General features: G+C 61.8%; 19 protein-coding genes and 2 tRNA genes. 17 read left to right on the top strand and 4 right to left on the bottom strand.

The genetic code is table 11. The features are described from left to right. Positions 1-20: 20 nt before the first annotated feature. The 7 genes from FEU76_RS00555 to nadA all read left to right on the top strand — a co-directional run bounded on the left by FEU76_RS00555 (position 21) and on the right by nadA (position 6,190). The gene (locus FEU76_RS00555) at positions 21-1,838 is read left to right on the top strand and encodes a DEAD/DEAH box helicase (RefSeq protein WP_144979502.1); all 1,818 of its coding nucleotides are present in this window, start codon (positions 21-23) and stop codon (positions 1,836-1,838) included. A gap of 48 nt (positions 1,839-1,886) precedes the next feature. Then, positions 1,887-2,831, top strand: a complete 945-nt coding sequence (locus FEU76_RS00560) for a segregation and condensation protein A (RefSeq protein WP_039181628.1) — start codon at positions 1,887-1,889, stop codon at positions 2,829-2,831. Further along, positions 2,828-3,616 (top strand): SMC-Scp complex subunit ScpB, encoded by a 789-nt coding sequence (gene scpB / locus FEU76_RS00565; RefSeq protein WP_144979505.1) that lies wholly within the window; start codon positions 2,828-2,830, stop codon positions 3,614-3,616. Before FEU76_RS00560 ends, scpB begins: the two co-directional genes overlap by 4 nt. After that, complete coding sequence (rluB, locus tag FEU76_RS00570) at positions 3,603-4,472, top strand: 23S rRNA pseudouridine(2605) synthase RluB (RefSeq protein ID WP_144979508.1); 870 nt, start codon at positions 3,603-3,605, stop codon at positions 4,470-4,472. Before scpB ends, rluB begins: the two co-directional genes overlap by 14 nt. 115 nt (positions 4,473-4,587) lie before the next feature. After that, positions 4,588-4,663 (top strand) — tRNA-Lys (locus FEU76_RS00575). An 85-nt stretch (positions 4,664-4,748) separates the two neighbouring features. Further along, positions 4,749-4,824 (top strand) — tRNA-Lys (locus FEU76_RS00580). Positions 4,825-5,161: 337 nt separating this feature from the next. Then, positions 5,162-6,190, top strand: coding sequence for a quinolinate synthase NadA (gene nadA, locus FEU76_RS00585; RefSeq protein WP_144979511.1), 1,029 nt, complete (start codon positions 5,162-5,164; stop codon positions 6,188-6,190). A gap of 87 nt (positions 6,191-6,277) precedes the next feature. On the opposite strand, the gene FEU76_RS00590 is transcribed toward nadA, so the two are convergent. After that, positions 6,278-7,738 carry a M48 family metalloprotease gene (locus tag FEU76_RS00590; RefSeq protein WP_144979514.1) on the bottom strand — a complete coding sequence of 487 codons (1,461 nt, stop codon included), beginning with the start codon at positions 7,736-7,738 and terminating at the stop codon, positions 6,278-6,280. 203 nt (positions 7,739-7,941) lie between these two features. On the opposite strand from FEU76_RS00590, the gene FEU76_RS00595 reads away from it, so the two are divergent. Both FEU76_RS00595 and FEU76_RS00600 read left to right on the top strand, forming a co-directional pair. Further along, positions 7,942-8,220: a sulfurtransferase TusA family protein gene (locus FEU76_RS00595; RefSeq protein ID WP_039181616.1), complete on the top strand. Its 279-nt coding sequence runs from the start codon at positions 7,942-7,944 to the stop codon at positions 8,218-8,220. After that, the gene (locus FEU76_RS00600; protein WP_039181613.1) at positions 8,217-9,317 is read left to right on the top strand and encodes an AI-2E family transporter; all 1,101 of its coding nucleotides are present in this window, start codon (positions 8,217-8,219) and stop codon (positions 9,315-9,317) included. The genes FEU76_RS00595 and FEU76_RS00600 overlap by 4 nt, the downstream gene beginning before the upstream one ends. A 66-nt stretch (positions 9,318-9,383) precedes the next feature. Here FEU76_RS00600 and FEU76_RS00605 read toward each other — a convergent pair whose 3' ends face one another. Continuing rightward, the gene (locus FEU76_RS00605; RefSeq protein WP_096921463.1) at positions 9,384-9,857 is read right to left on the bottom strand and encodes a peroxiredoxin; all 474 of its coding nucleotides are present in this window, start codon (positions 9,855-9,857) and stop codon (positions 9,384-9,386) included. A gap of 269 nt (positions 9,858-10,126) precedes the next feature. Here FEU76_RS00605 and dapA point away from each other — a divergent pair, with 269 nt between their 5' ends. The 3 genes from dapA to purC all read left to right on the top strand — a co-directional run bounded on the left by dapA (position 10,127) and on the right by purC (position 12,823). Further along, positions 10,127-11,011, top strand: coding sequence for a 4-hydroxy-tetrahydrodipicolinate synthase (gene dapA, locus FEU76_RS00610; RefSeq protein ID WP_039181608.1), 885 nt, complete (start codon positions 10,127-10,129; stop codon positions 11,009-11,011). 83 nt (positions 11,012-11,094) lie between these two features. After that, positions 11,095-12,075 carry an outer membrane protein assembly factor BamC gene (gene bamC / locus FEU76_RS00615; RefSeq protein WP_039181603.1) on the top strand — a complete coding sequence of 327 codons (981 nt, stop codon included), beginning with the start codon at positions 11,095-11,097 and terminating at the stop codon, positions 12,073-12,075. 31 nt (positions 12,076-12,106) lie between these two features. Then, on the top strand, positions 12,107-12,823 hold the full coding sequence (purC, locus tag FEU76_RS00620) for a phosphoribosylaminoimidazolesuccinocarboxamide synthase (protein WP_039181600.1): 717 nt from the start codon (positions 12,107-12,109) through the stop codon (positions 12,821-12,823). 40 nt (positions 12,824-12,863) lie between these two features. Here the strand turns inward: purC and tsaA are convergent, their stop codons facing one another. Beyond that, entirely contained in the window at positions 12,864-13,604 is a 741-nt protein-coding gene (tsaA, locus tag FEU76_RS00625) for a tRNA (N6-threonylcarbamoyladenosine(37)-N6)-methyltransferase TrmO (protein WP_144979517.1), read from the bottom strand. 173 nt (positions 13,605-13,777) lie between these two features. On the opposite strand from tsaA, the gene FEU76_RS00630 reads away from it, so the two are divergent. Continuing rightward, positions 13,778-14,308: a GNAT family N-acetyltransferase gene (locus tag FEU76_RS00630; protein WP_144979519.1), complete on the top strand. Its 531-nt coding sequence runs from the start codon at positions 13,778-13,780 to the stop codon at positions 14,306-14,308. A gap of 3 nt (positions 14,309-14,311) precedes the next feature. Here FEU76_RS00630 and nadC read toward each other — a convergent pair whose 3' ends face one another. Beyond that, positions 14,312-15,166, bottom strand: a complete 855-nt coding sequence (gene nadC, locus FEU76_RS00635; protein ID WP_144979522.1) for a carboxylating nicotinate-nucleotide diphosphorylase — start codon at positions 15,164-15,166, stop codon at positions 14,312-14,314. An 83-nt stretch (positions 15,167-15,249) separates the two neighbouring features. Between nadC and ampD the strand changes: the two genes are divergently transcribed. The 4 genes from ampD to adk all read left to right on the top strand — a co-directional run bounded on the left by ampD (position 15,250) and on the right by adk (position 21,847). Then, positions 15,250-15,846, top strand: a complete 597-nt coding sequence (gene ampD, locus FEU76_RS00640) for a 1,6-anhydro-N-acetylmuramyl-L-alanine amidase AmpD (protein WP_144979525.1) — start codon at positions 15,250-15,252, stop codon at positions 15,844-15,846. Positions 15,847-16,220: 374 nt separating this feature from the next. Further along, positions 16,221-18,893, top strand: coding sequence for a pyruvate dehydrogenase (acetyl-transferring), homodimeric type (aceE, locus tag FEU76_RS00645; RefSeq protein ID WP_039181586.1), 2,673 nt, complete (start codon positions 16,221-16,223; stop codon positions 18,891-18,893). 58 nt (positions 18,894-18,951) lie between these two features. Next, positions 18,952-20,946, top strand: coding sequence for a pyruvate dehydrogenase complex dihydrolipoyllysine-residue acetyltransferase (gene aceF / locus FEU76_RS00650; protein WP_144979528.1), 1,995 nt, complete (start codon positions 18,952-18,954; stop codon positions 20,944-20,946). Positions 20,947-21,193: 247 nt separating this feature from the next. Then, positions 21,194-21,847, top strand: a complete 654-nt coding sequence (gene adk / locus FEU76_RS00655) for an adenylate kinase (protein WP_039181580.1) — start codon at positions 21,194-21,196, stop codon at positions 21,845-21,847. Positions 21,848-21,849: the final 2 nt, after the last annotated feature.

Below are 21,849 nucleotides of genomic sequence, written 5' to 3' on the forward strand. Positions count from 1 at the left end.
CATCATGACGCTGGTGTGCCATGACATACCCTGAAAAGGCGGCCTCCGGGCCGCCTTTCTCGCCTGATGCGCCGCCGCAGCTGCGCGCCTACCAGCAGGAAGCGGTCAAGCGGGTAGTTCACCACTTTCGCGCCACCAGCGACCCGGCGGTGGTCGTGCTGCCCACGGGCAGCGGCAAGTCGCTGGTGATTGCCGAGCTGGCGAGGCTGGCCCGTGGGCGGGTGCTGGTACTGGCCCACGTTCGCGAGCTGGTGGAGCAGAACCACGCCAAGTACCAGGCCTATGGCCTGGTAGCGGATATCTTCAGCGCCGGGTTGAAGCGCAAGGAGGCCAGTCGGCAGGTGGTGTTTGGCTCGGTGCAGTCGGTGGTGCGCAACCTGGCGCAGTTCAACGACGCCAGCTTCACGCTGCTGGTGATCGACGAGTGCCATCGGGTGTCGTTGGAGGAGGATTCCAGCTACCGCCAGGTGATCGACCACCTGCAGCGGCAAAACCCGCAGCTGAAGATTCTCGGCCTCACCGCCACGCCCTTTCGGCTGGGCCAGGGGTTTATCTATCACCGCCACTACCACGGCATGGTGCGCGGGGGAGAAGAGAGTTTCTTCACCGACTGCGTGTTCGAACAGCCGCTGCGCCTGATGGTCAAGCAGGGTTTTCTGGCCGCTCCTCGGCGGCTGGACATGGCCATTGAGGGGTACGACTTCTCGGCGCTTGCTCCCTCTTCCAGCGGGCTGTTTCGGGAAGAAGAGCTTAATCGGGTGGTGGCCGGAAGCCGTGCCACGCCGGGCATCATTGCCCAAGTGGTCGAGCAGTCGGCCGACTGCCAGGGCGTGATGATTTTTGCCGCGACGGTCGCCCACGCCGAAGAGATCATGGGGTATCTGCCTGCCGACCAATCCGCGCTGATCACCGGTGCGACGGTCTCCGCCGAGCGCACCGCGCTGATCGATGCGTTCAAGGCGCGCAAGCTCAAGTATCTGGTCAACGTGGCGGTATTGACCACCGGGTTCGATGCCCCGCATGTGGATCTGATCGCGATCCTGCGCCCCACCGAGTCGGTGAGCCTCTATCAGCAGATCGTGGGGCGCGGACTGCGCCTCTCGCCGGGGAAGGAGGCGTGCCTGATACTGGATTATGCGGGCAACCCCTGGGACCTCTATGCCCCTGAGGTAGGCGAGCCGCGTCCCGACAGCGATAGCGAGCCGGTGCAGGTCGAGTGCCCCGAGTGTGGGCATGCCAACCTGTTCTGGGGCAAGCGCGACGGCGAGCTGGTGATCGAGCATTTTGGCCGCCGCTGCCAGGGGCTGGTGGAGGACGACGCCGGACGCCGTAGCCAGTGCACCTTTCGCTTTCGCTTCAAGGTCTGCGATGCGTGCGGGGCAGAGAACGATATCGCTGCCCGCCGCTGCCATGGCTGCGAGAAGCTGCTGGTGGATGCCGATGACAAGCTCAAGGAGGCGCTGCGCCTCAAGGACGCCAAAGTGCTGCGGGTGAGCGGCATGCAGCTGGAGGCGACCACCAACGGGCGCGGCCTGCCGCGTCTCAAAGTGACCTATCATGACGAAGACGGTGCGAGCCTGAGCGAATGGTTTGCCCTGGAGACTGCCGCCCAGCGCCGCGCCTTTTATGCGGTCTTCTTGCGCGCCCACCTGCGCGCGCCGGGCGTGCGGTGGCAGCCAGCAACGCCAGACGACGTGGTGGCTGCCCAGTCCCGCCTGCGCCATCCCGACTTTGTGGTGGGCAGAAAGGTAGGCCGCCACTTTCAAATCCGCGACAAGCTGTTCGACTATCAGGGCCGCTATCGTAAAGCCGCCGAGGCGGCCGAGATGCCGCATTGATGGAGCGCTGTTACACTGCCGTTTTCAACTGACAAGGACTCGACCCGCGTGAGCGAGACGCCCAGCGCCGTGCCGGATCAAGACGAGATGCCCTCTGTGGTGGAGCCCACCGTGGAGGCCCTTGGGCGCCTGTTCGATGAGCCCATTACGCAGCTGCCGGAAGATCTCTATATTCCCCCCGAGGCGCTACGGGTCTTCCTGGAAGCGTTCGAGGGGCCGCTGGATCTGCTGCTGTATCTGATTCGTCGTCAGAATCTCGACATTCTGAGTATCAACGTGGCGGTGATCACCCATCAGTACATCGAGTACGTGGAGATGATGAAGGCCATGGAGATCGAGCTGGCCGGCGAGTACCTGTTGATGGCGGCCATGCTGGCCGAGATAAAATCACGCACGCTGCTGCCGCGCCCCCCCAAGGCGGAAGGCGAGGAAGAAGAGGACCCCCGGGCGGAGCTGATACGCCGCCTGCAGGAGTACGAGCGTCTCAAGGAGGCCGCTGAAGCGCTGGATGCCCTGCCCAGGGTGGGCCGGGACTGGTTCAGCGTGCAGGCGGGCCTGCCACCGCTGGAAACCCGCGTGATTCATCCCGATGTCGAGCTGGACGAACTGCTGGGCGCGCTGTCGGACATTCTCAAGCGGGCCGAGCTGGCTCAGGCCCACCAGATCAGCCGAGAGGTGCTCTCGACCCGGGAGCGCATGCTGAAGATCATGGAGCGCTTGCACGAAGATGGCACCCATGGGCGCTATACCCCCTTCGAAGCGCTGTTCTCCCTGGAGGAGGGGCGGGCGGGGGTCGTCGTGACGTTCATGGCCATTCTGGAGCTGGCCAAGGAGTCGATGATCGAAATCGTCCAGAACGCGCCGCTGTCGCCGATCCATGTGCGTGCTCGGCAGGCGGCGCTGGCCGATGAGGACGAGGACCCCTTTGCGCGGGAAAGTGATGACCCTGCGGACGAAGAGTCTGCCTTCGAACCTGACGAGGAGTCACGGTGAGAGACACCACGTTGGACGATATTGTCGAAGCCGCGCTGCTGGCGGCCGGAGAACCGCTGCCCGTGGAGCGGCTGGAGACGCTGTTTCTGGAGGATGAGTGCCCGTCTCGCAAGGCGCTGCGCGACGCCCTCGCGCGGTTGGCCCGGCGCCACGAGGACGGGGCGCTGGAACTGGTCGAAACGGCCTCGGGCTTTCAGCTGCGCATTCGCCCGCGGCTGTCGCACTGGGTGTCGCGTTTGTGGGATGAGCGCCCCCAGCGCTACTCCCGTGCCCTGCTGGAAACCCTGGCGCTGATTGCCTATCGCCAGCCGGTGACCCGGGGCGATATCGAGGAAGTGCGGGGCGTCAGCGTCAGCAGCTCGATCATTCGCACGCTGATGGAGCGGGGCTGGGTACGTATCGTCGGGCACCGCGACGTGCCGGGGCGTCCCGCCGTGTATGCCACGACGCGCAGCTTTCTGGACGACTTCGGGCTCAAGACGCTGGATGCCTTGCCGCCCATGCACACGCTGGTGGCCGCCGACGAAGAAGCATTGGCTGAGGAATCGCCCGCTGCGACGCATGTCGCACTGGACGAAGCCGTCGAAACCGTGCAGGATGCGCCACCCCAGCAAGATCAGAACACGTCGGCAGCGAGTGCCGACCCCCACGCCGAGACGGCGTTAACCCAGCCGCTGAGCTTTGCCGATCTGGAGGCACGGCTTGCGGCACGTGCCCAGCGTCGAGATGAGGACGCGGGCACGCAGACCAACGATGTGAGGTCAGACGACCATGAATCAGAGTAACAACACCACGCCGCCTACCAGCGAAAAGCTGCAGAAAGTGCTGGCCCGTGCGGGCCTTGGCTCCCGCCGTGAAATGGAAACCGCGATTGCCGATGGCCGGGTGAAGGTGAACAGTCAGGTGGCCAAGCTGGGTGACCGCGTGGAAGCCCGCGACAAGGTCAGCTTCGATGACCGCCCGGTCACGCTGCGCCCGGAAGAAGAAGTGCCGCGTCGGGTCATCATGTACAACAAGCCGGAAGGCGAGCTGTGTACCCGCAAGGACCCGGAAGGCCGTCGCACGGTCTTCGAGCGTCTGCCGCGCCTGAAAGGCGAGCGCTGGATTGCCATCGGGCGGCTGGATATCAATACCAGCGGCCTGCTGCTGTTCACCACCGACGGTGAACTGGCCAACCGCTTGATGCACCCCTCCACCCAGGTGGAGCGTGAGTACGCGGTGCGGGTCATGGGCGACGTCAAGCGAGAGCATATCGTCGCCATGGTGGATGGCGTCATGCTGGAAGACGGCCCCGCCCGTTTCACCGACGTGCAGGAGTTTGGTGGCGAAGGCATCAACACCTGGTTCCACGTGGTGATTCTGGAAGGCCGCAACCGCGAAGTGCGCCGCTTGTGGGAGTCCCAGGGGCTCACCGTCAGCCGCCTGAAGCGCGTGCGCTACGGTAATATCTTCCTCGACAAGCGTGCCAAGGCGGGCGAGTGGGTAGAGCTTTCCCAGGATGAAGTCGACGATCTGGCGACCCTGGCCCACCTGGAAACCCGCAAGGTGCCCGAGCTGACGCCGGACGAGAAAAACCGCTGGAGTCGCGACAAGCACAAGCGTCGCCCGGTTCAGGCCATGCGCAAGCCCAAGCGTCGTTAAGCGATGCTCGCCGCGCGGTGTGGGGACACCGAGCACCGCGCGGTTTTTTTAGACGAAAGACAAAAAAGGCTTGCTATTGTCGGGTGTGATCCGTACTATATGCATCCGTTCGGACGGGTCGTTAGCTCAGTTGGTAGAGCAGTTGACTTTTAATCAATTGGTCGTAGGTTCGAATCCTACACGACCCACCATTCGAACAGCGGCGATGTTACCAAGTGATACACTACGGTAACGCCGTACAGAGCGGCGAAAGCCCTCAGAAAAGCAGCAGGATTTGGGTCGTTAGCTCAGTTGGTAGAGCAGTTGACTTTTAATCAATTGGTCGTAGGTTCGAATCCTACACGACCCACCAAATTCAACGCCCCTGGTAGCTTGCTGCCAGGGGCGTTCTGCTATGCGCGTTCTGCCCTGGCGATGGGCAGGGTGCATCGGCAAACCGTGCCGCACTGCAGCGTGCGGTTCTGCTTGCAGCAGGCAATACTTGTCCACCACAATGGACCTGTAACGATGTGTGGATTTGGCTGTCGATCATGCTCGGCAGCGCTGGCCCGCAGTAGCAGGCCAGATTGGCAACCGGCGAGTGCGACAGACGCAGCGGCCAGTTGCCCCGAGGGCGGCGCATGCGGAGAGCATACGTCGCAACTGGTGTTTAACGGGGGGATTCCCTGTTCGTCACAGTGGTAGACACGATGACTATTCTGACTTCTCAAGTGGCGCTGGAGGCACCGCTTCCCAGCCCGTACTGCCCAACGCGCATTCCGGCGGAAGACGAAGCCCGCGTGGCCGAGATCAAACAGCTGCTCAAGGCCCACAACGCCGTTCTGGTGGCGCACTACTATACCGATGATGCCATTCAACAGCTGGCCGAAGAGACCGGTGGCTGTGTGGCAGACTCCCTCGAAATGGCCCGGTTTGGCGCTCGCCACGACGCCACTACTCTGGTGGTGGCCGGGGTACGCTTCATGGGTGAGACGGCCAAGATCCTCTCCCCGGAAAAGCGGGTGCTGATGCCCACCCTGGAGGCCACCTGCTCACTGGATGTCGGCTGCCCCATCGACGAATTCAGCGCGTTCTGCGATGCCCACCCGGATCGCACGGTGGTGGTCTACGCCAACACTTCGGCGGCCGTCAAGGCGCGTGCCGACTGGGTCGTGACCTCCTCGATCGCCGTCGAGGTGATCGAGCACCTGCAGGCCAACGGGGAAAAAATTCTCTGGGCTCCCGACAAGCATCTGGGGGGCTACATCCAGAAAAAAACCGGCGCCGACATGCTGATGTGGGATGGTGCCTGCATCGTCCATGAGGAGTTCAAGGCCAAGGGTATCGAGGACCTGAAACGCCTGTACCCCGAGGCGGCCGTGCTGGTGCACCCGGAGTCGCCGGAGGCGGTCGTCAAGCTCGCCGATGTGGCCGGTTCGACCTCTCAATTGATCAAGGCGGCGCAAACGCTGCCCAACGACAAGCTGATCGTGGCCACCGACCGCGGCATCTTCTTCAAGATGCAGCAGGCCGTGCCGGGCAAGACGCTGTTCGAAGCGCCGACCGCAGGCAATGGGGCCACCTGCCGTAGCTGTGCCCACTGCCCGTGGATGGCGATGAACGCGCTGGATAACCTGGCGGGCGCGCTGCGCGAAGGCAGCGGCGAAATTTTCGTCGATGCGGCCTTGCGTCAGCAGGCGCTCAAGCCGCTGGAGCGGATGCTGAACTTCAACGCATAGGCTCTGCCTGGCATGAATGCACAAGGCCCGGCGCCCTTTGGCGCCGGGCCTTGTCGTATTTGGCTGGGCGGTGGCTGGGCAGCGCGGCTAAAACCTTTCCAGCGCCTCTCGGTACTCGATGAACGCCTCGCGGCGCTGCTCGATGCGCGCCAGCGCCTGCTGGTCGTTCTCCTGCTGGGCAGCGTCTCGGGCGATGCCCAGTTGGCGAATACCGCTATCCATTCTGCCGGTGAGCTGCAAATGCTCGGCGCGGGCCAGGTGCCCCCAGGCATTGTGGCCACTGCGGCCAGCCGCTTCCGCCAGCAGGTTGAACCCCTGAGGGTTGTCCGGGTGGCGCGCCGTGACCTCTCGCAACAGCGTGTAGGCTGCCTGGGGGTCGCGTTGCAGCTGCGCTTCTGCCAGGGTGAGCTGGGCGGGGAGGTAGTTGGGCATCAGTCGCAGCAGCCGCTGACTGCGCTGGATGGCATCGTCGTAGCGCTGGGCCTGCAGGGCTACCTGGGCGGCCGAGGCGGGCAGCATGGCGTAATCCGGCAGCTCGCTGGCCAGCCGATCCAGGGTCTGGAGCGCCTGATCGGTCTGGCCGTTTTGCGCATCGATCAAGGCCGAAACGTAGCGCAGGGCGGGCTCCTCGGCGCCCTCTTGCGTGAGGCGAGAAGCTGCTTGTTGAGGGCTGTTACGATGAATGCTGAGCAGTGCCCGGGCGCGCATCATGTCGTACAGCGTGTCGCTGGTATAACGGTTGGCGACGCTGAGCTGTGCTGCCCGTGCCTGAGCATCGCTCAAGCGGCTGTCGGAGACCGGGTGGGTCAGCAGAAATTCCGGGGGCGTGCCGCCCTGCAGGCGCGCCATGCGCTGCATGGCGCCAAACATGCGCACCATGGCTTCGGGGTCGTAACCGGCGGCGGCCATGGCTTGCAGGCCCACACGGTCGGCTTCCTGCTCGAAGCGCCGCGAGTAGCTGAGCTGGTCCTGAATCAGTGCCGCCTGGGAGCCCATGGCGGTGGCGATACCGGCATCGCCACCGCCGCTGGCGGCAATCAGCATGCCCGCCAGCATGGCGGCCATGGCGGGCAGTTGCGTCTGTTCTGCCCGGGCGCTGCCGCGCGCAAAGTGGCGTTGGGAGAGGTGCCCCAGCTCGTGGGCGATGACGGAAATGAAGGCGCCTTCATCCTCGGCAAAGGCAAATAGCCCCGAGTTGATGCCCACCACGCCACCGGGCACGGCAAAGGCGTTGAGCGAGCGGTTATCGACCATTACCGTGGTCGTCTGCAGACTGCCCAGCTGGCTATGGGGTGCCAGCCTGGCCACCAGGCTTTCCAGGTAGTCGTTGACGATGGGGTCCTGCCACTGAGGGGCATGGGCCCTGAACTGGCGCAGCCAGGCACGGCCCAGGCGATACTCCTCGTTGCTCACCGAAGTGGAGGCGCCCCCCAGGGTGGGCAGCTGATAGCTGTCACTGCTCTGAGCAGGCGCGCTGAGGCCCACAGTGCCCAACAGTAGGGCCAGTGCGCAGGCCAGGCGTGGCGTAGCAGTCTTAAGGTGCGCCATGGCATCCCTCGTGGTGGTTGGTTGCTGCAGTTGTTGCAAATGCGTCGCTGCAAACACAGCGTGTGACATTGATTCGGGCAAGGAAGTGCCGTTAAATCGAGTCAGGTTGGTCATCGTCCGAACAGTGTATGCAACAATACGGCGGTTATGTAGCGATGAACTGTTTTCGTCATGTGTGATAGCGCTTTCACAAGGGAGAGGGTATGTCTGAGCAAATAGCATCCGCGCTGGCCGAGGGGGTGCAGCCCGATGCGGTACTGGACGCTACCGGGCTGCACTGCCCGTTGCCGCTGTTGAAAGCCAAGCAGGCGCTGGCTGGCTTGTCTGCCGGGCAGCTGCTGGAGATTCGTGCCACCGATGCGGGCTCCTGGCGCGACGTCGCTTCCTTCGCCGAGCTGAGTGACCATCGGTTGGAAGCCAGAGCCCAGCAGGGCGAGATCTACGTGTTCTGGCTACGCAAAGCCGGGGTGGCTTGCTCATGACCATGCGCGCCATTCTCAGGAGCTGGATCGAACGCTATTTTTCCGATGAAGAAGCACTGGTTCTGCTGGTGGTGCTGATCGCAGGGTTGGCGGCCATCATCATGTTTGGACGCATGCTGGCGCCGTTCTTCACCTCATTGGTGCTGGCGTTTTTGCTGCAGGGGCTGGTCAACGGGCTGACTCGGCGAGGTGTGCCTCACCTGTTGGCGGTCATCATCGTGTTCGTGGCCTTCGTCAGCGTGTTGCTGACCATGGCGTTCATCCTGATGCCGTTGATATGGAACCAGCTGGTGGGGCTGGTGCAGGAGACGCCACGCATGTTTGCCACGGCGCAGATATGGCTGGATGAGCTGCAGGCGCGCTTCCCCAACCTGATCACGCCTGATCAGATGCAGAGCTGGATCGGGGTGGCCGGACGCGAGATCAGCCAGGTAGGGCAGCGCGCCTTGACGCTGTCGCTGTCGTCGCTGGGTAACGTGATGTCGCTGATCATTTATCTGGTGCTGGTGCCCATTCTGGTGTTTTTCATGCTCAAGGATCGCGAGGCGCTGGTGGGGTTTGCGCTCTCGCTGCTGCCGCAAAAGCGCTCGCTGTTGACGCGTATCTGGCAGGAAATGGATCGCCAGATCGCCAACTACATCCGTGGCAAGGCCATCGAAATCGTCATTGTCGGTACGGTCTCGTACCTGACCTTTGCCTTGTTTGGGCTGCCTTATACGGCGCTGTTGGCTGTGCTGGTGGGCTTTTCCGTGCTGGTGCCTTACATCGGTGCTGCGGTGGCCACCATTCCCGTGGCGGCGGTGGCGGTCTTCCACTTCGGCGTGAGCGAGCAGTTTGCCTACGTGCTGCTGGCCTACGGCATCATCCAGGCCCTGGATGGCAACGTGCTGGCGCCGGTGCTGTTTTCCGAGACCAATAACATCCACCCGGTCTCGATCATCGTGGCCGTGCTGTTCTTTGGCGGCATCTGGGGGTTTTGGGGGGTCTTTTTCGCCATTCCGTTGGCGACTCTGCTCAAGGCGCTGGTCTTTGCCTGGCCCAGAGGGCTGGAGGAGCATCAGGAGCTGCGTGAGCAGATAGAGCTGAAGGCCGATTGACGAGGGCTTGCCAAGTGGCACCGGATGCTGTCCCGGTGCCATGGCTCAACGAGCCTTCAGGGCCGGTTATTCGGCATGCAGTGCTTGAGCTGCTGCCAGCACCTCTTCCGCATGACCGGGCACCTTGACGCCACGCCACGCTTTGGCCAGCTTGCCGTCCTTGTCGATGAGAAACGTGCTGCGCTCGACGCCCAGGTGCTCCTTGCCGTACATCTTCTTCAGCTTGATGACGTCAAACAGCTGACAGACTGCTTCGTCCTTGTCCGAGATCAGCGCAAAATTGAAGTCCTGCTTCGCCTTGAAATTCTCCTGGGCGCGCAGGCCGTCTCGGGAAATGCCGATGACCACGGTGTTCGCGGCATCGAAGGCCGCCTTGCGATCACGAAAGTCGCCACCTTCGGTGGTGCAGCCCGGTGTGCTGGCCTTGGGATAGAAAAATATCACCACCTGCTGGCCGCGCAGTTCGGACAGAGTAATGGTGGTGTCGCCAGTGGCGCTGGCCGAAAAGTCGGGAACGGGTTGGCCGATTTCGAGTGACATACAAGCTCCTCACAGATAGGGGTTCACCAAGATTACACGCATGCGCCGCCGTGCTGTCAAAGCGAATCGTTCTGGTTTGGCAAGTCTCGGTGGTAAACTCTACGTGCTTTACGCTGTACAGGCTCGAATCGCCTGAGTACCATTTGCTTTTTACAGGCGGGGTCATCGTGTCCTTCGAGGTATCCGCGCCGCGTCTTTTACTCGATCATTGACCATGCCACCCCGCTTGGCCGGTCGAGCTCCACTTTTTGCAGGTGAGGAAAATACGGATGATCACAGGCAGCATTGTCGCCCTGGCGACCCCGATGAAGGTCAATGGCGACATCGACTGGGAGGCGCTTCGTCGCCTGGTGAACTTCCATCTCGAGAACGGCACCGACGCTATCGTGGCCGCGGGCACCACCGGTGAGCCCACCACCATGTCGTTTGCCGAGCACTTCGATGTGATCCGCAGCGTCGTGGAAGAGGTCAATGGGCGTATCCCGGTCATTGCCGGTACCGGCGCGAATGCCACCTCCGAAGCGGTCGAGCTGGCGCGCTATGCCAGCGAAGTAGGCGCCGACTACTGCCTCTCCGTGTGCCCTTACTACAACAAGCCTACTCAGGAAGGCCTGTACCAGCACTTCAAGGCGGTGGCCAAGGGCAGCAAACTGCCGGTCATTCTTTATAACGTGCCGGGGCGCACCTGCTCGGATCTCTACAACGAAACCGTGATTCGCCTGGCCGAGGTGGACAACATCATCGGCTTGAAGGATGCCACCGGGAACCTTGAGCGCGCCGAGGATCTAATCTCTCGCCTGAAAGGCAGCGGCTTCATGCTCTACTCCGGTGACGATGCCACGGCCTGTGATTTCATGCTGATGGGCGGACATGGCGACATTTCGGTTACCGCCAATGTGGCGCCCAAGGCGATGCACGAGCTGTGTGTCGCCGCGGTGGCGGGGGATGCCGACAAGGCCCATCAGATCAATACGCGCCTGATGCCGCTGCATACCAATCTGGGTATCGAGTCCAACCCGATCCCCGTCAAATGGGCCCTGAACCGTATGGGGTACATGGAGCAGGGCATTCGCCTGCCGCTGACCTGGCTGTCCGAAAAGTATCACGGTACGGTAAACGAAGCGCTGCAACTGGCGGGTGTGATCAAGGAGTAACCCCAGGCGCTGCGAACGCATTTGCTACCCGGTGACAACGTGCCTTGCCGGGTAAATGACCTGTTGACTGTTAAGGTGGCTTGATGAGCTCTGTGCTAGAAAAACGTGCGCTGAAATGGATTCCGCTGGCGCTGGCCGCAACCGTCACGCTGGCGGGCTGCGCGCGTGACGGTTACTACCACGACCGCAACCTGGACTACACCGAAGCCGCCCCAGCGCCGCCTCTCGTTTTGCCGGAAACGCGCAATGCTCAGCGTTATCGTGATGCCATGCCGATTCCTCAGGCGGGTCTTCAAGGTGCTCGTGTCGATGAAGCAGCGCGTATTGGGCCTCCTCAGTCTCTGGCACTGGGCAGTGGGCTGGAGCCTGAGTACGTCGAGCGTCGCCAGGCGGGTGATCAGGTCTGGTTGGTAGTCGCGGCGGATACGGGCGCGGTATGGCCGCAGCTCGAGGCATTCGTGCGCAGTCGCCAGCTGGGCGTTCAGGAAAGCAGCGCTACTCAGGGCGTCATCGTCACGCCTCAAGCCACGTTGCGCTTGCAGAGCGCATTGCGTGCCGGCAGCAGCGAAGTGCGCTGCGAGCAGGGTGGCCAGAGTGTCGAGAGCTGTGTGGCCGCGTTGGAGCAGTATCTCGGTGCGCGTAGCGCAACGGCCAGCGCATCCTCCTGGACCGCTCAACGTCTTGCCAGTGAGCAAACGTTGCAAATGCGTCAGCAGGGCGATGAGTGGGAAGTTCTGATTCCTCAGCCCATCGAGCGCGTGTGGGCCGAAATGAACCACTATCTGGCACTGGATTTCACTCAGGAAGGTCAGCGTGACCTGCTTGAGGCCTCGGCTGATGACTACGAGTTCCTGGTCGAGTACATGACCGAGACCGAGCGTGGGCGTAACCCGCTGCAGATCGTGTTCAGCCAGGACGTGCGCCGCATGTCTCAGAATATTCGCCTCGTGCTCCAGCCGGAGGGCAACCAGACCGTGCTGCGCGCCATCAATGCCAGCGAGCGTGGATTCAGCGCTGATGACCAGCGCGAGTTGCTTGAGCGTGTCTCCGGCTACTTACGTTAACTCTTAGACCTCGATTTTAGACGGAGCCCCCATGGAAAAGCGCCAGGAACTCTACGCCGGTAAGGCAAAATCCGTATATACCACTGACGACCCTGACTTGCTGGTACTGCACTTTCGTGACGATACCAGTGCCTTCGATGGCAAGAAGAAAGAGGCGCTCGCCCGTAAAGGCATGGTGAACAACATCTTCAATGCCTACATCATGCAGCGTCTGGAAGAGGGCGGCATTCCCACCCACTTCGAAAAGCAGATTTCCGATACCGAAAGTCTGGTCAAGAAGATGGACATGATCCCCGTCGAGTGTGTGGTGCGTAATATCGCTGCGGGTGGACTGGTGAAGCGTCTGGGCGTGGAGGAGGGCATTGCGCTCAATCCGCCTACCTTCGAACTGTTCCTGAAGAACGACGAGAAGGGCGACCCGATGATCAACGAGTCGCTGGCTGAAACCTTTGGCTGGGCCACGCCGGAACAGCTGAGCAAGATGAAGGCGCTCACCTTCAAGGTGAACCACATCCTCAAGCAGCTGTTCGCCGAGGGCGACATGCTGCTGGTGGACTACAAGCTGGAGTTCGGTCTCTTCAAGGGCGAAGTCGTGCTGGGCGACGAGTTCTCCCCGGATGGCTGCCGCCTGTGGGATGCCAATACCCGTGAAAAGCTCGATAAGGACCGCTTCCGTCAGGGGTTGGGCGGGGTCATCGAGGCCTATGAAGAAGTCGGCCGTCGCCTGGGTATCACCTTCCCCGCCTGATCCGTCAGGCTTGCCATGGGGCTGCTCGCTGGCGCCATGGTCACTTGCGGTCTTCGGGCTCTATCGCCACCACCTCCAGGGTGGTGGTGTCGTTTTCGGCGGCGGTCAGCGCCCGAAAGCGCACATCGACATTGCGCAGGCGCACCCCGTAAAGACGTTCGGCCTGTCCGCCCCGCTGATAGGCGGGGCGTGGGTCTTGGCCAAGCACCTGCTCGATCAGCGCCCGCAGCGACGCGCCATCTTGCCGCTCGGACAGTGCGCCGTGAGCCTCTGGCGAGAACACCACGGCCACCGTTTCCGGCGGTTGGGGGGCAAATCCCGCCTGAGCGCTGGGGACGGCCTCTGCCCAGGGCAGATAGGGCTTGATGTCCACCACGGGGGTGCCGCTGACCAGGTCGCAGCCCGCCAAGTGAAGCGTCACGCCGGGCCCGGTCTCGATACCGGAGAGCGCGACCAGCGACAGCCCCAGCCGGTTAGGGCGATGGGTGCTGCGGCTGGCGAAGACGCCCACTTTGCGATTGCCCCCCAGCCTGGGCGGGCGTACCAGGGGCGACCAGCGCTCGGGGCTTTGGTGAAAGATGAACGATACCCACAGGTGGCTGAAGTCTTCCAGTCCGCGCACGGTCAGTGGGTCGTCGAAAGGGTGGGCCAGTACCAGGCGAGCATTGGCGGCCGGGGCCAGGCCAGGCTGGCGAGGCACGCCGAACTTGTCCGGGTAGTCGCTGATGATATGGCCAATAGGCGTGATCGAAAACGGCCCGAGGCCCCGAGGATCGTGCATGGCACTCCCTTTTGCGTGTGAGCGCACTGTTGCGTGGTGACATGGCGCCGCACGTTCGATGAATTCAAGCTCGGCTGGCATGGGTTGCCCGCCAGGGCGATGAGTATAGACTAGCCAACGGAACCGACACAGCGCTGCGCTTGACGGCCAGCGTCATCCCATTGAGGCAACGCATGTCAAACATCGACCCTTCTTCACCGGCGGCCACGCCAACGGCTCGCGTCACGTATCGCGCGGCGCTGGCCAAGGACGCCGCCGACCAGGCCGAGGTGTTCTATCACGCCGTCATGCAAGGCGCGGCCAATCATTATGGGCTGGCCGAGCGGCGTGCCTGGGCGCAAGCACTGCCCCGTGAAGCCACTGCCTGGGCGGCGCGTCAGGCGCTCTACACGACGCTGGTGGCCGCCTGCGATGGCCGCTGCGTTGGCTTTCTCGAGCTGGACGTGAGCGGCGGGCGCATTGAAACGCTCTATGTCTGGCCATCACTGGCGGGGCGTGGCATCGGCACCACGCTGTTGATCCATGCCGAGCGCATTCTGCTGGAGCATGGCGTTTCGCAGGTAGATATCGAAGCCAGCCGGATGCTGCTCGAACGACTGCAGCGCCGTGGCTACGATAACCTCGGCGAGCAGTGGGTCGAGCGCAGCGGTGAAATGCTTCAACGCTACCGGCTGGTGAAGCAGCTCAGCGCGGTGGAAACCTGACGATCAAACGTTGAAGGTCTGGAGGATGCGCATCGACAGGTCGACGGAGGCCACATCCTTGGTGAGCGCGCCGCTGGAAATGCAGTCCACCCCGGTGTCGGCAATGGCTTTCAGCGTCGTGTCATCGACGTTGCCGGAGGCTTCCAGGGTGGCGCGTCCCCCATTGATCTCTACCGCTACGTGCAGGTCTTCGATGTCGAAATTGTCCAGCATGACGATATCGGCGCCCGCTGCCAGCGCCTGGTCCAGCTCTTCGAAGGTTTCGACTTCCACTTCTACCGGTACGTCGCTGGCCAGTTTGCGGGCCTGCGCCACGGCGGCCTGAATGCCACCACAGGCCGCAATGTGATTCTCCTTGATCAAGAAGGCATCCCACAGGCCCAGGCGGTGATTATGGCCACCGCCGCAGGTGACCGCATACTTTTGTGCCAAGCGTAGCCCCGGCAGCGTTTTGCGGGTGTCCAGCAGGCGTACGTCGGTGCCTTCGATCAGGTCTACATAGCGGCGAGTGGCGGTGGCCGTGGCAGACAGCGTCTGCAGAATGTTCAGCGCGGCGCGCTCGCCGGTCAGCAGGCTGCGGGCGGGGCCTTCGAGCTCCAGAAAACACTGCTGGGCCTCCAGCATGTCGCCATCGCTGGCCTGCCAGCGCAGCGTGACGCGCTCGTCCAGACAGCGGAAAATTTCCTCGACCCAGGCAACGCCACAGAGTACCGCCGGTTCGCGGGTGATCACCTTGGCGGTGGCCCACTGGTTCTCAGGGATCAGCTGTGCGGTGATGTCCCCGGTGCCCAGGTCTTCCGCCAGCCAGCGGGGAACGCAGGTGCGAATCTCTTCATCAAGCGCGGTTTGATAATGCATAGCAGTGGGTTCTCGAAGCGTGATCTTGGGTGAAAGGCATTATAGTGAAACACAACGCGAACGTAGAGGAGCAAGTAAGCCGAATGAACCAACTCGCATCCCGCGGCCAGTGGGCCAAGGCTCGTCAGGTCGTGTCACCCAACCAGGATGCGCGGCCCGAGCACGAAGTGTCGCTGCTGTTGCTTCACGCGATCAGCCTGCCCCCCGGGCAATTCTCGGGTCACGCCATCGAGGCGCTGTTCACCAATCGGCTGGTGCCCGACGCACACCCTTTCTTCGCCACGATTGCGCACCTGCGGGTGTCGGCGCACCTGTTGATTCGCCGCGATGGCGAGTGCGTTCAGTTCGTCGACGTCGACCAGCGTGCCTGGCACGCCGGGCAATCGCGCTGGTGGGACCCGGCTGCGCAGGCATGGCGGACACGCTTGAACGATTTCTCCGTGGGAATTGAGCTGGAGGGCGATGACCAGACACCGTTCAGCGAGGCGCAGTATGCGTCACTGGTCGAGGCCACGCACTGGCTGATGGCGCGTTACCCGGCGTTGACCGCTGAGCGGATCACCAGCCATGCCCATGTAGCACCTTTGCGCAAGACCGACCCCGGGCCCGCCTTCGACTGGGCCTATTTCCGCCAGCGCTTGATGGCGGCCACCCATGACACGGTTAAACGTGGTGAATAAGTGGTTCTTTTAGCAACAAATGAAACGGTAGTTTGGTTACACGAAGGTATCCTAAGTCGTAGCGACCAAGGTCCTATAAAGCGCTTATGTTGCAGTGCAATAGTTTGTTTTCGATGGCTTTTTGCGGCGTGCCGGAATTGGCAGCGTGGCGACTTTGCGGTATCTTCGCATATACAAAAGGCTAATTTTTACCAAATACCTGTAGCTTAACTACATTCATGAAAGCGTAGCTCATTGAATGTAGGGTGAAAATCCCCTGCTCGATGCATCGCGTCGGCTATTCACAGGCCTGTGGTGGCCAAACACCGCAGCCGCCCCAGGCCCGAAGGGTTGGCGGGGCTCATTGACATTTATCGTCATTCGGAGAGACCTCTATGAGTCTGGAGACAAGAGAAGATCTCGATCCGGTCGAAACCACGGAGTGGCTGGAATCCCTGGAATCGGTACTGGATCGTGAGGGCGAAGATCGCGCCCGCTACCTGATGACCCGCTTGGCGGATCGCCTGCGCCGGGACGGGATGAAGGTGCCCTTCTCGGTGACAACCCCCCACCGCAACACGATACCGGTTCATCGCGAAGCCCCGATGCCTGGCGATCTGTTCATGGAGCGTCGCATTCGCTCCCTGATCCGTTACAACGCCATTGCTCAGGTCATTCGTAACAACCGTGCCAATCCTGGGCTGGGTGGTCACATTGCAAGTTTCATGTCGTCGGCCACGCTGTACGATGTGGGCTTCAACCACTTCTTCCGCGCCCCCAAGGGTGATTTCGAAGGCGACCTGATCTATATCCAGGGCCACGTGGCACCGGGTATCTACGCGCGTTCCTACCTGGAAGGCCGTCTGACCGAAGAGCAGATGGACAAGTTCCGCCGTGAAGTGGATGGTGACGGCCTGTCGTCTTACCCCCACCCCTGGCTGATGCCTGACTACTGGCAGTTCCCCACGGTATCCATGGGTCTTGGCCCGATTCAGGCCATCTATCAGGCTCACGTGATGAAGTACCTGCATCACCGTGAACTGAAAGACATGAAAGACCGCAAGATCTGGTGCTTCATGGGCGACGGCGAGTGCGACGAGCCGGAATCGCTGGGTGCCATCTCGCTGGCTGGCCGCGAAAATCTGGACAACCTGATCTTCGTCATCAACTGCAACCTGCAGCGTCTGGACGGCCCGGTACGCGGCAACTCCCGCGTCATGGACGAGTTCGAAGGCGTCTTCCGCGGTGCCGGCTGGAACGTCATCAAGGTGGTGTGGGGTCGTCACTGGGATCCGCTGTTCGAGAAGGACAAGAAAGGTATCCTTCAGAAGCGCATGGACGAAGCGGTCGACGGCGAGTACCAGAACTACAAGGCCAACGGTGGCGCTTACACCCGCGAGCATTTCTTCGGCAAGTACCCGGAAACCGAAGCGATGGTCAAGGACCTCACCGACGAAGACATCTGGAAGCTCAACCGTGGCGGTCACGACCCGTTCAAGGTCTATGCGGCCTATCACGAGGCGGTCAACACCACCAACGGCAAGCCCACGGTGATCCTGGCGCATACCGTCAAAGGTTACGGTATGGGTAGCGGCGATGGCGAAGCGGCCAACGAAGCGCACCAGGTCAAGAGCATGGAATACGAAGCGCTGAAGAAATTCCGCGACCGCTTCGGCATTCCGTTGACCGACGAACAGCTCAAGGAAGTCCCGTACTACAAGCCGGAAGAAGACTCTCCCGAGCTCAAGTACATGCACCTGCAGCGCGAGCGTCTCAACGGCTACCTGCCGAGCCGCCGCAGCGATTTCGAAGCGCTGGAAATCCCCAGCCTGGAAGACAAGACGTTTGCTTCCCAGATGGGCGGTTCCAAAGGCCGCGAAATCTCTACCACCATGGCCTTCGTGCGTATCCTCAACGGCCTGGTGAAGGACAAGCAGCTGGGCAAGCAGGTCGTGCCGATCATCCCCGACGAAGCGCGTACCTTCGGTATGGAAGGCATGTTCCGTCAGCTGGGTATCTACACCTCGGAAGGTCAGAAGTACGAGCCGGTCGATAAAGGCCAGATCATGTACTACCGCGAGGACCAGAAAGGTCAGGTTCTCGAAGAGGGTATCTCCGAAGCTGGCGCCATGTCCGCGTGGATTGCGGCCGCCACTTCCTACAGCAACAACAACGTCACGCTGCTGCCGTTCTACATCTACTACTCGATGTTCGGCTTCCAGCGTATCGGTGACCTGGCCTGGGCCGCAGGCGACCTGCAGGCACGCGGCTTCATGGTCGGCGGTACCGCCGGGCGCACCACGCTGAACGGCGAAGGTCTGCAGCACCAGGATGGTCACAGCCTGATCCAGGCGTCTACCATCCCCAACTGCCGCAGCTACGACCCGACTTATGCTCACGAAGTCTCGGTCATCGTGCAGGATGGTCTGAAGCGCATGTTCACGGACAAAGAGAACTGCTTCTACTACCTCACCGTCATGAACGAGAACTACGAGCACCCCGAGCTGGAGAACGTCCCCGCCGACGATATCGTCAAGGGTATGTATCTGCTCAAGGAAACTCAGGGTGACAAAGGCCGCGTTCAGCTACTGGGGTCGGGCACCATCCTGCGTGAAGTCGAAGCCGCTGCCGAGCTGCTGACCAACGACTGGGGCATCGGGGCCGATATCTGGAGCGTCACCAGCTTCAACGAGCTGCGCCGCGAAGCGCTGCTGCTGGAGCGCGAAGCCTTCCTGAACCCGGACGCCGAGGCCAGCAAGCCTCACGTGACCCAGTGCCTGGAAGGTCGTGATGGCCCGGTGATTGCCTCTACCGACTACATGAAGCTGTATGCGGACCAGGTACGCGCCTGGGTACCCAACGACTACACCGTATTGGGCACCGATGGCTTTGGCCGTTCCGATACCCGTGAGAAGCTGCGCTACTTCTTCGAAGTGGATCGCTACTTCGTGACCGTTGCGGCGCTGCGCGCCCTGGCCGATCGCGGTGAAATTGATCGCAAGCACGTTGGCGAAGCGCTGAAGAAGTACGGCATCGATGCCAACAAGCCCAACCCGCTGACCAGCTAAACCGCTGCCCGGCGGGCCACTGCCCGCCGGCTCGATCCGATTTGGAAGGAGCGCGACCTTGAGTAGCGAAATCATCAAAGTTCCCGATATCGGTGGCGATACCGATGTCGAAATCATCGAGATTGCGGTGTCAGAAGGCGACGTCATTGAAGCGGAAGACACCCTGATCACTCTGGAATCCGACAAAGCCAGCATGGATGTACCGGCCCCGAAAGGCGGCAAGGTGGTCAAAGTGTTGGTGAAAGAGGGCGACAAGGTCTCCGAGGGAGACGACATCGTCGAGCTGGAAGTGGAAGGCGGCAGCGATGCCGAACCGGAAGCCAAGGCTGACAGTGCCGCCGAGGAAGCGCCTGCGCCCAAGCAGGAAGAGGCCCCTGCACCGGCAGCGAAAAAAGCCAGCGGTGGCAAGCAGACCGTTGATATCAAGGTGCCTGACCTGGGTGGTTCCGACAACGTCGAGATCATCGAAGTGGCCGTTGGCGAAGGCGACGACGTCAACGCCGAAGACACGCTGATCACGCTGGAGTCCGACAAGGCTTCCATGGACGTGCCCAGCCCGCATAGCGGAAAAATCGTCTCCTTGACCGTCAAGGAAGGCGATACCGTGTCGGAAGGCGATGTCATCGGCAAGATGGAAATCGCCGGTGGCGATGACGCTGCCGACGAAGAGCCTGCCAAGGCCGAACAGCCTGCCCCTGCCAGCGAACCCGCCGAAGAAGAAGCGGCTGAAGAAGAGAGTGGCAGCGGTGAGCCAGAGCGCAAGGAGATCCGCGTGCCGGATCTTTCCGGCTCTGCAGACGTGCCCATCATCGAGATTGGCGTGTCGGTAGGCGACGAAGTCGACGTCGAAGACCCGCTGATCACCCTGGAGTCCGACAAGGCTTCCATGGACGTGCCCAGCCCTTACAAGGGCAAACTCGTCGAGCTGACCGTCAAGGAGGGCGATACCGTCTCCGAAGGCGACGTGATTGGCTACATGGAAGTGGCGGGCGCCAAGAAGGCCGCGCCGAAGAAAGCGGCGCCTGAAAAGGCATCGCAAAGCAGTGCCAGCCCGGCCAGCGCCAAGCCTGCGGCCAGTGGCGGCACGCCGAGCCCAGAAGCGCAAATGGCAGCGCACAAGCCCCGTGACGGCAAGCTGGTACATGCTGGCCCGGCGGTACGCATGCTGGCCCGCGAACTGGGTGTCGACCTGGGTCTGGTGAAGCCCAGCGGCCCGAAAGAGCGCGTGCTCAAGGAAGACGTGCAGGCCTACGTCAAGCAGGTGATGGCTAACCAGGGCAGCGCCCAGGCCGCCGCACCGGCAGCGTCAGGTGGCGCGGGTATTCCTGCCGTGCCGGAAGTCGACTTCAGCCAGTTCGGTGAAGTGGAAGAGAAGCCGATGGGTCGCCTGCTCAAGATGGGTGCGACCAATCTGCATCGCAGCTGGCTCAACGTGCCTCACGTCACCCAGTTCGACGAAGCCGATATCACCGAGCTGGAAGACTTCCGCAAGGCGATGAAGGCCGAGGCCGAAGCCCAGGGTGCGAAGCTCACGCCGCTGCCGTTTTTGGTCAAGGCGTGTGCCTTTGCACTGCGCAAGTACCCGCAGTTCAACGTCAGCCTGAAAGGCGACGGCGATACGCTGGTCTGGAAGAAGTACGTGCATATCGGTATCGCGGTGGATACGCCGGATGGCCTGATGGTGCCCGTACTGCGCGATGCCGACAAGAAGTCCTTGATCGAGATCGCCAAGGAAATGGCAGAGCTGGGCAAGAAAGCACAGACCAAGAAGCTCAAGCGCGACGAGATGACCGGTGGCTGCTTCACTATTTCGAGCCTGGGCTCGATCGGTGGCACGGCCTTCACGCCTATCGTCAATGCGCCTGAAGTGGCGATCCTGGGCGTGTCGAAAGCGCAAATGAAGCCGGTGTGGGATGGCAATGCCTTCCAGCCGCGCTTGATGATGCCGCTGTCGCTCTCCTATGACCACCGGGCGATCAACGGTGCCGATGCGGCACGCTTTACTGCCTTCCTGGCAGACGTGCTCACCGATATCCGTCGTCTGTTGCTGTAATCAGACCACGAGCAAGCCACAAGCGGCGCCCCTATGGGCGCCGCTTGTGTTTCTGTGGCGTCAGCAGAAAACCAGCGTGACCAAAGTACTAGCCATCGCCACTTTGCTGTTTTCGCTTGAAAAAACGCAAAATAATCGGCCTTTCAGGCTTTTGGGGAGTTGTGTCGCCTGAACGGCACGGTTATTGTCGATTCATTGATTTATTCGATCACCACCAATCAAGTACGAACATTCAAGGAGCAGTGCCATGCGTTTAATCCTGTTGGGTGCCCCCGGCGCGGGGAAGGGGACTCAAGCTCAGTTTATTTGTGAGCAGTTCAAGATTCCCCAAATTTCCACCGGGGATATGCTGCGCACCGCCATCAAGGACGGCACTGAGCTGGGTCTCAAGGTCAAGGAGATCATGAACAGTGGTGGGCTGGTGTCCGACGAGATCATCATCGACCTGGTCAAGGAGCGCATCAGCCAGCCGGACTGCGCCAACGGTTTCCTGTTTGACGGATTCCCCCGCACCATTCCTCAGGCCGATGCCATGAAAGAGGGCGGCGTGAAGCTCGATCACGTGCTGGAAATCGCCGTGCCGGACGAAGAGATCGTCAGCCGCCTGGCCGGACGTCGCGTTCACCCCGCCTCGGGCCGTGTCTATCACATCGAGCACAATCCGCCCAAAGAGCCTGGCAAGGACGATGTCACCGGAGAAGCCCTGATCCAGCGGGAAGACGATCAGGAGTCTACCGTGCGCAACCGCCTGTCGGTGTACCACGACCAAACGGCTCCGCTAGTGGACTACTACCAGCAGTGGGCCAAAGAGGACCCGTCTGCGGCACCCCAATACCACCGCGTGGAAGGAGTGGGCAGCGTGGCCGATATCACCCGCCAGGTGAAAGAAGCGCTGAACTGAGC

The organism is Halomonas sp. C22, from assembly GCF_007655045.1.
Taxonomy (GTDB): Bacteria; Pseudomonadota; Gammaproteobacteria; order Pseudomonadales; family Halomonadaceae; genus Vreelandella; species Vreelandella hamiltonii.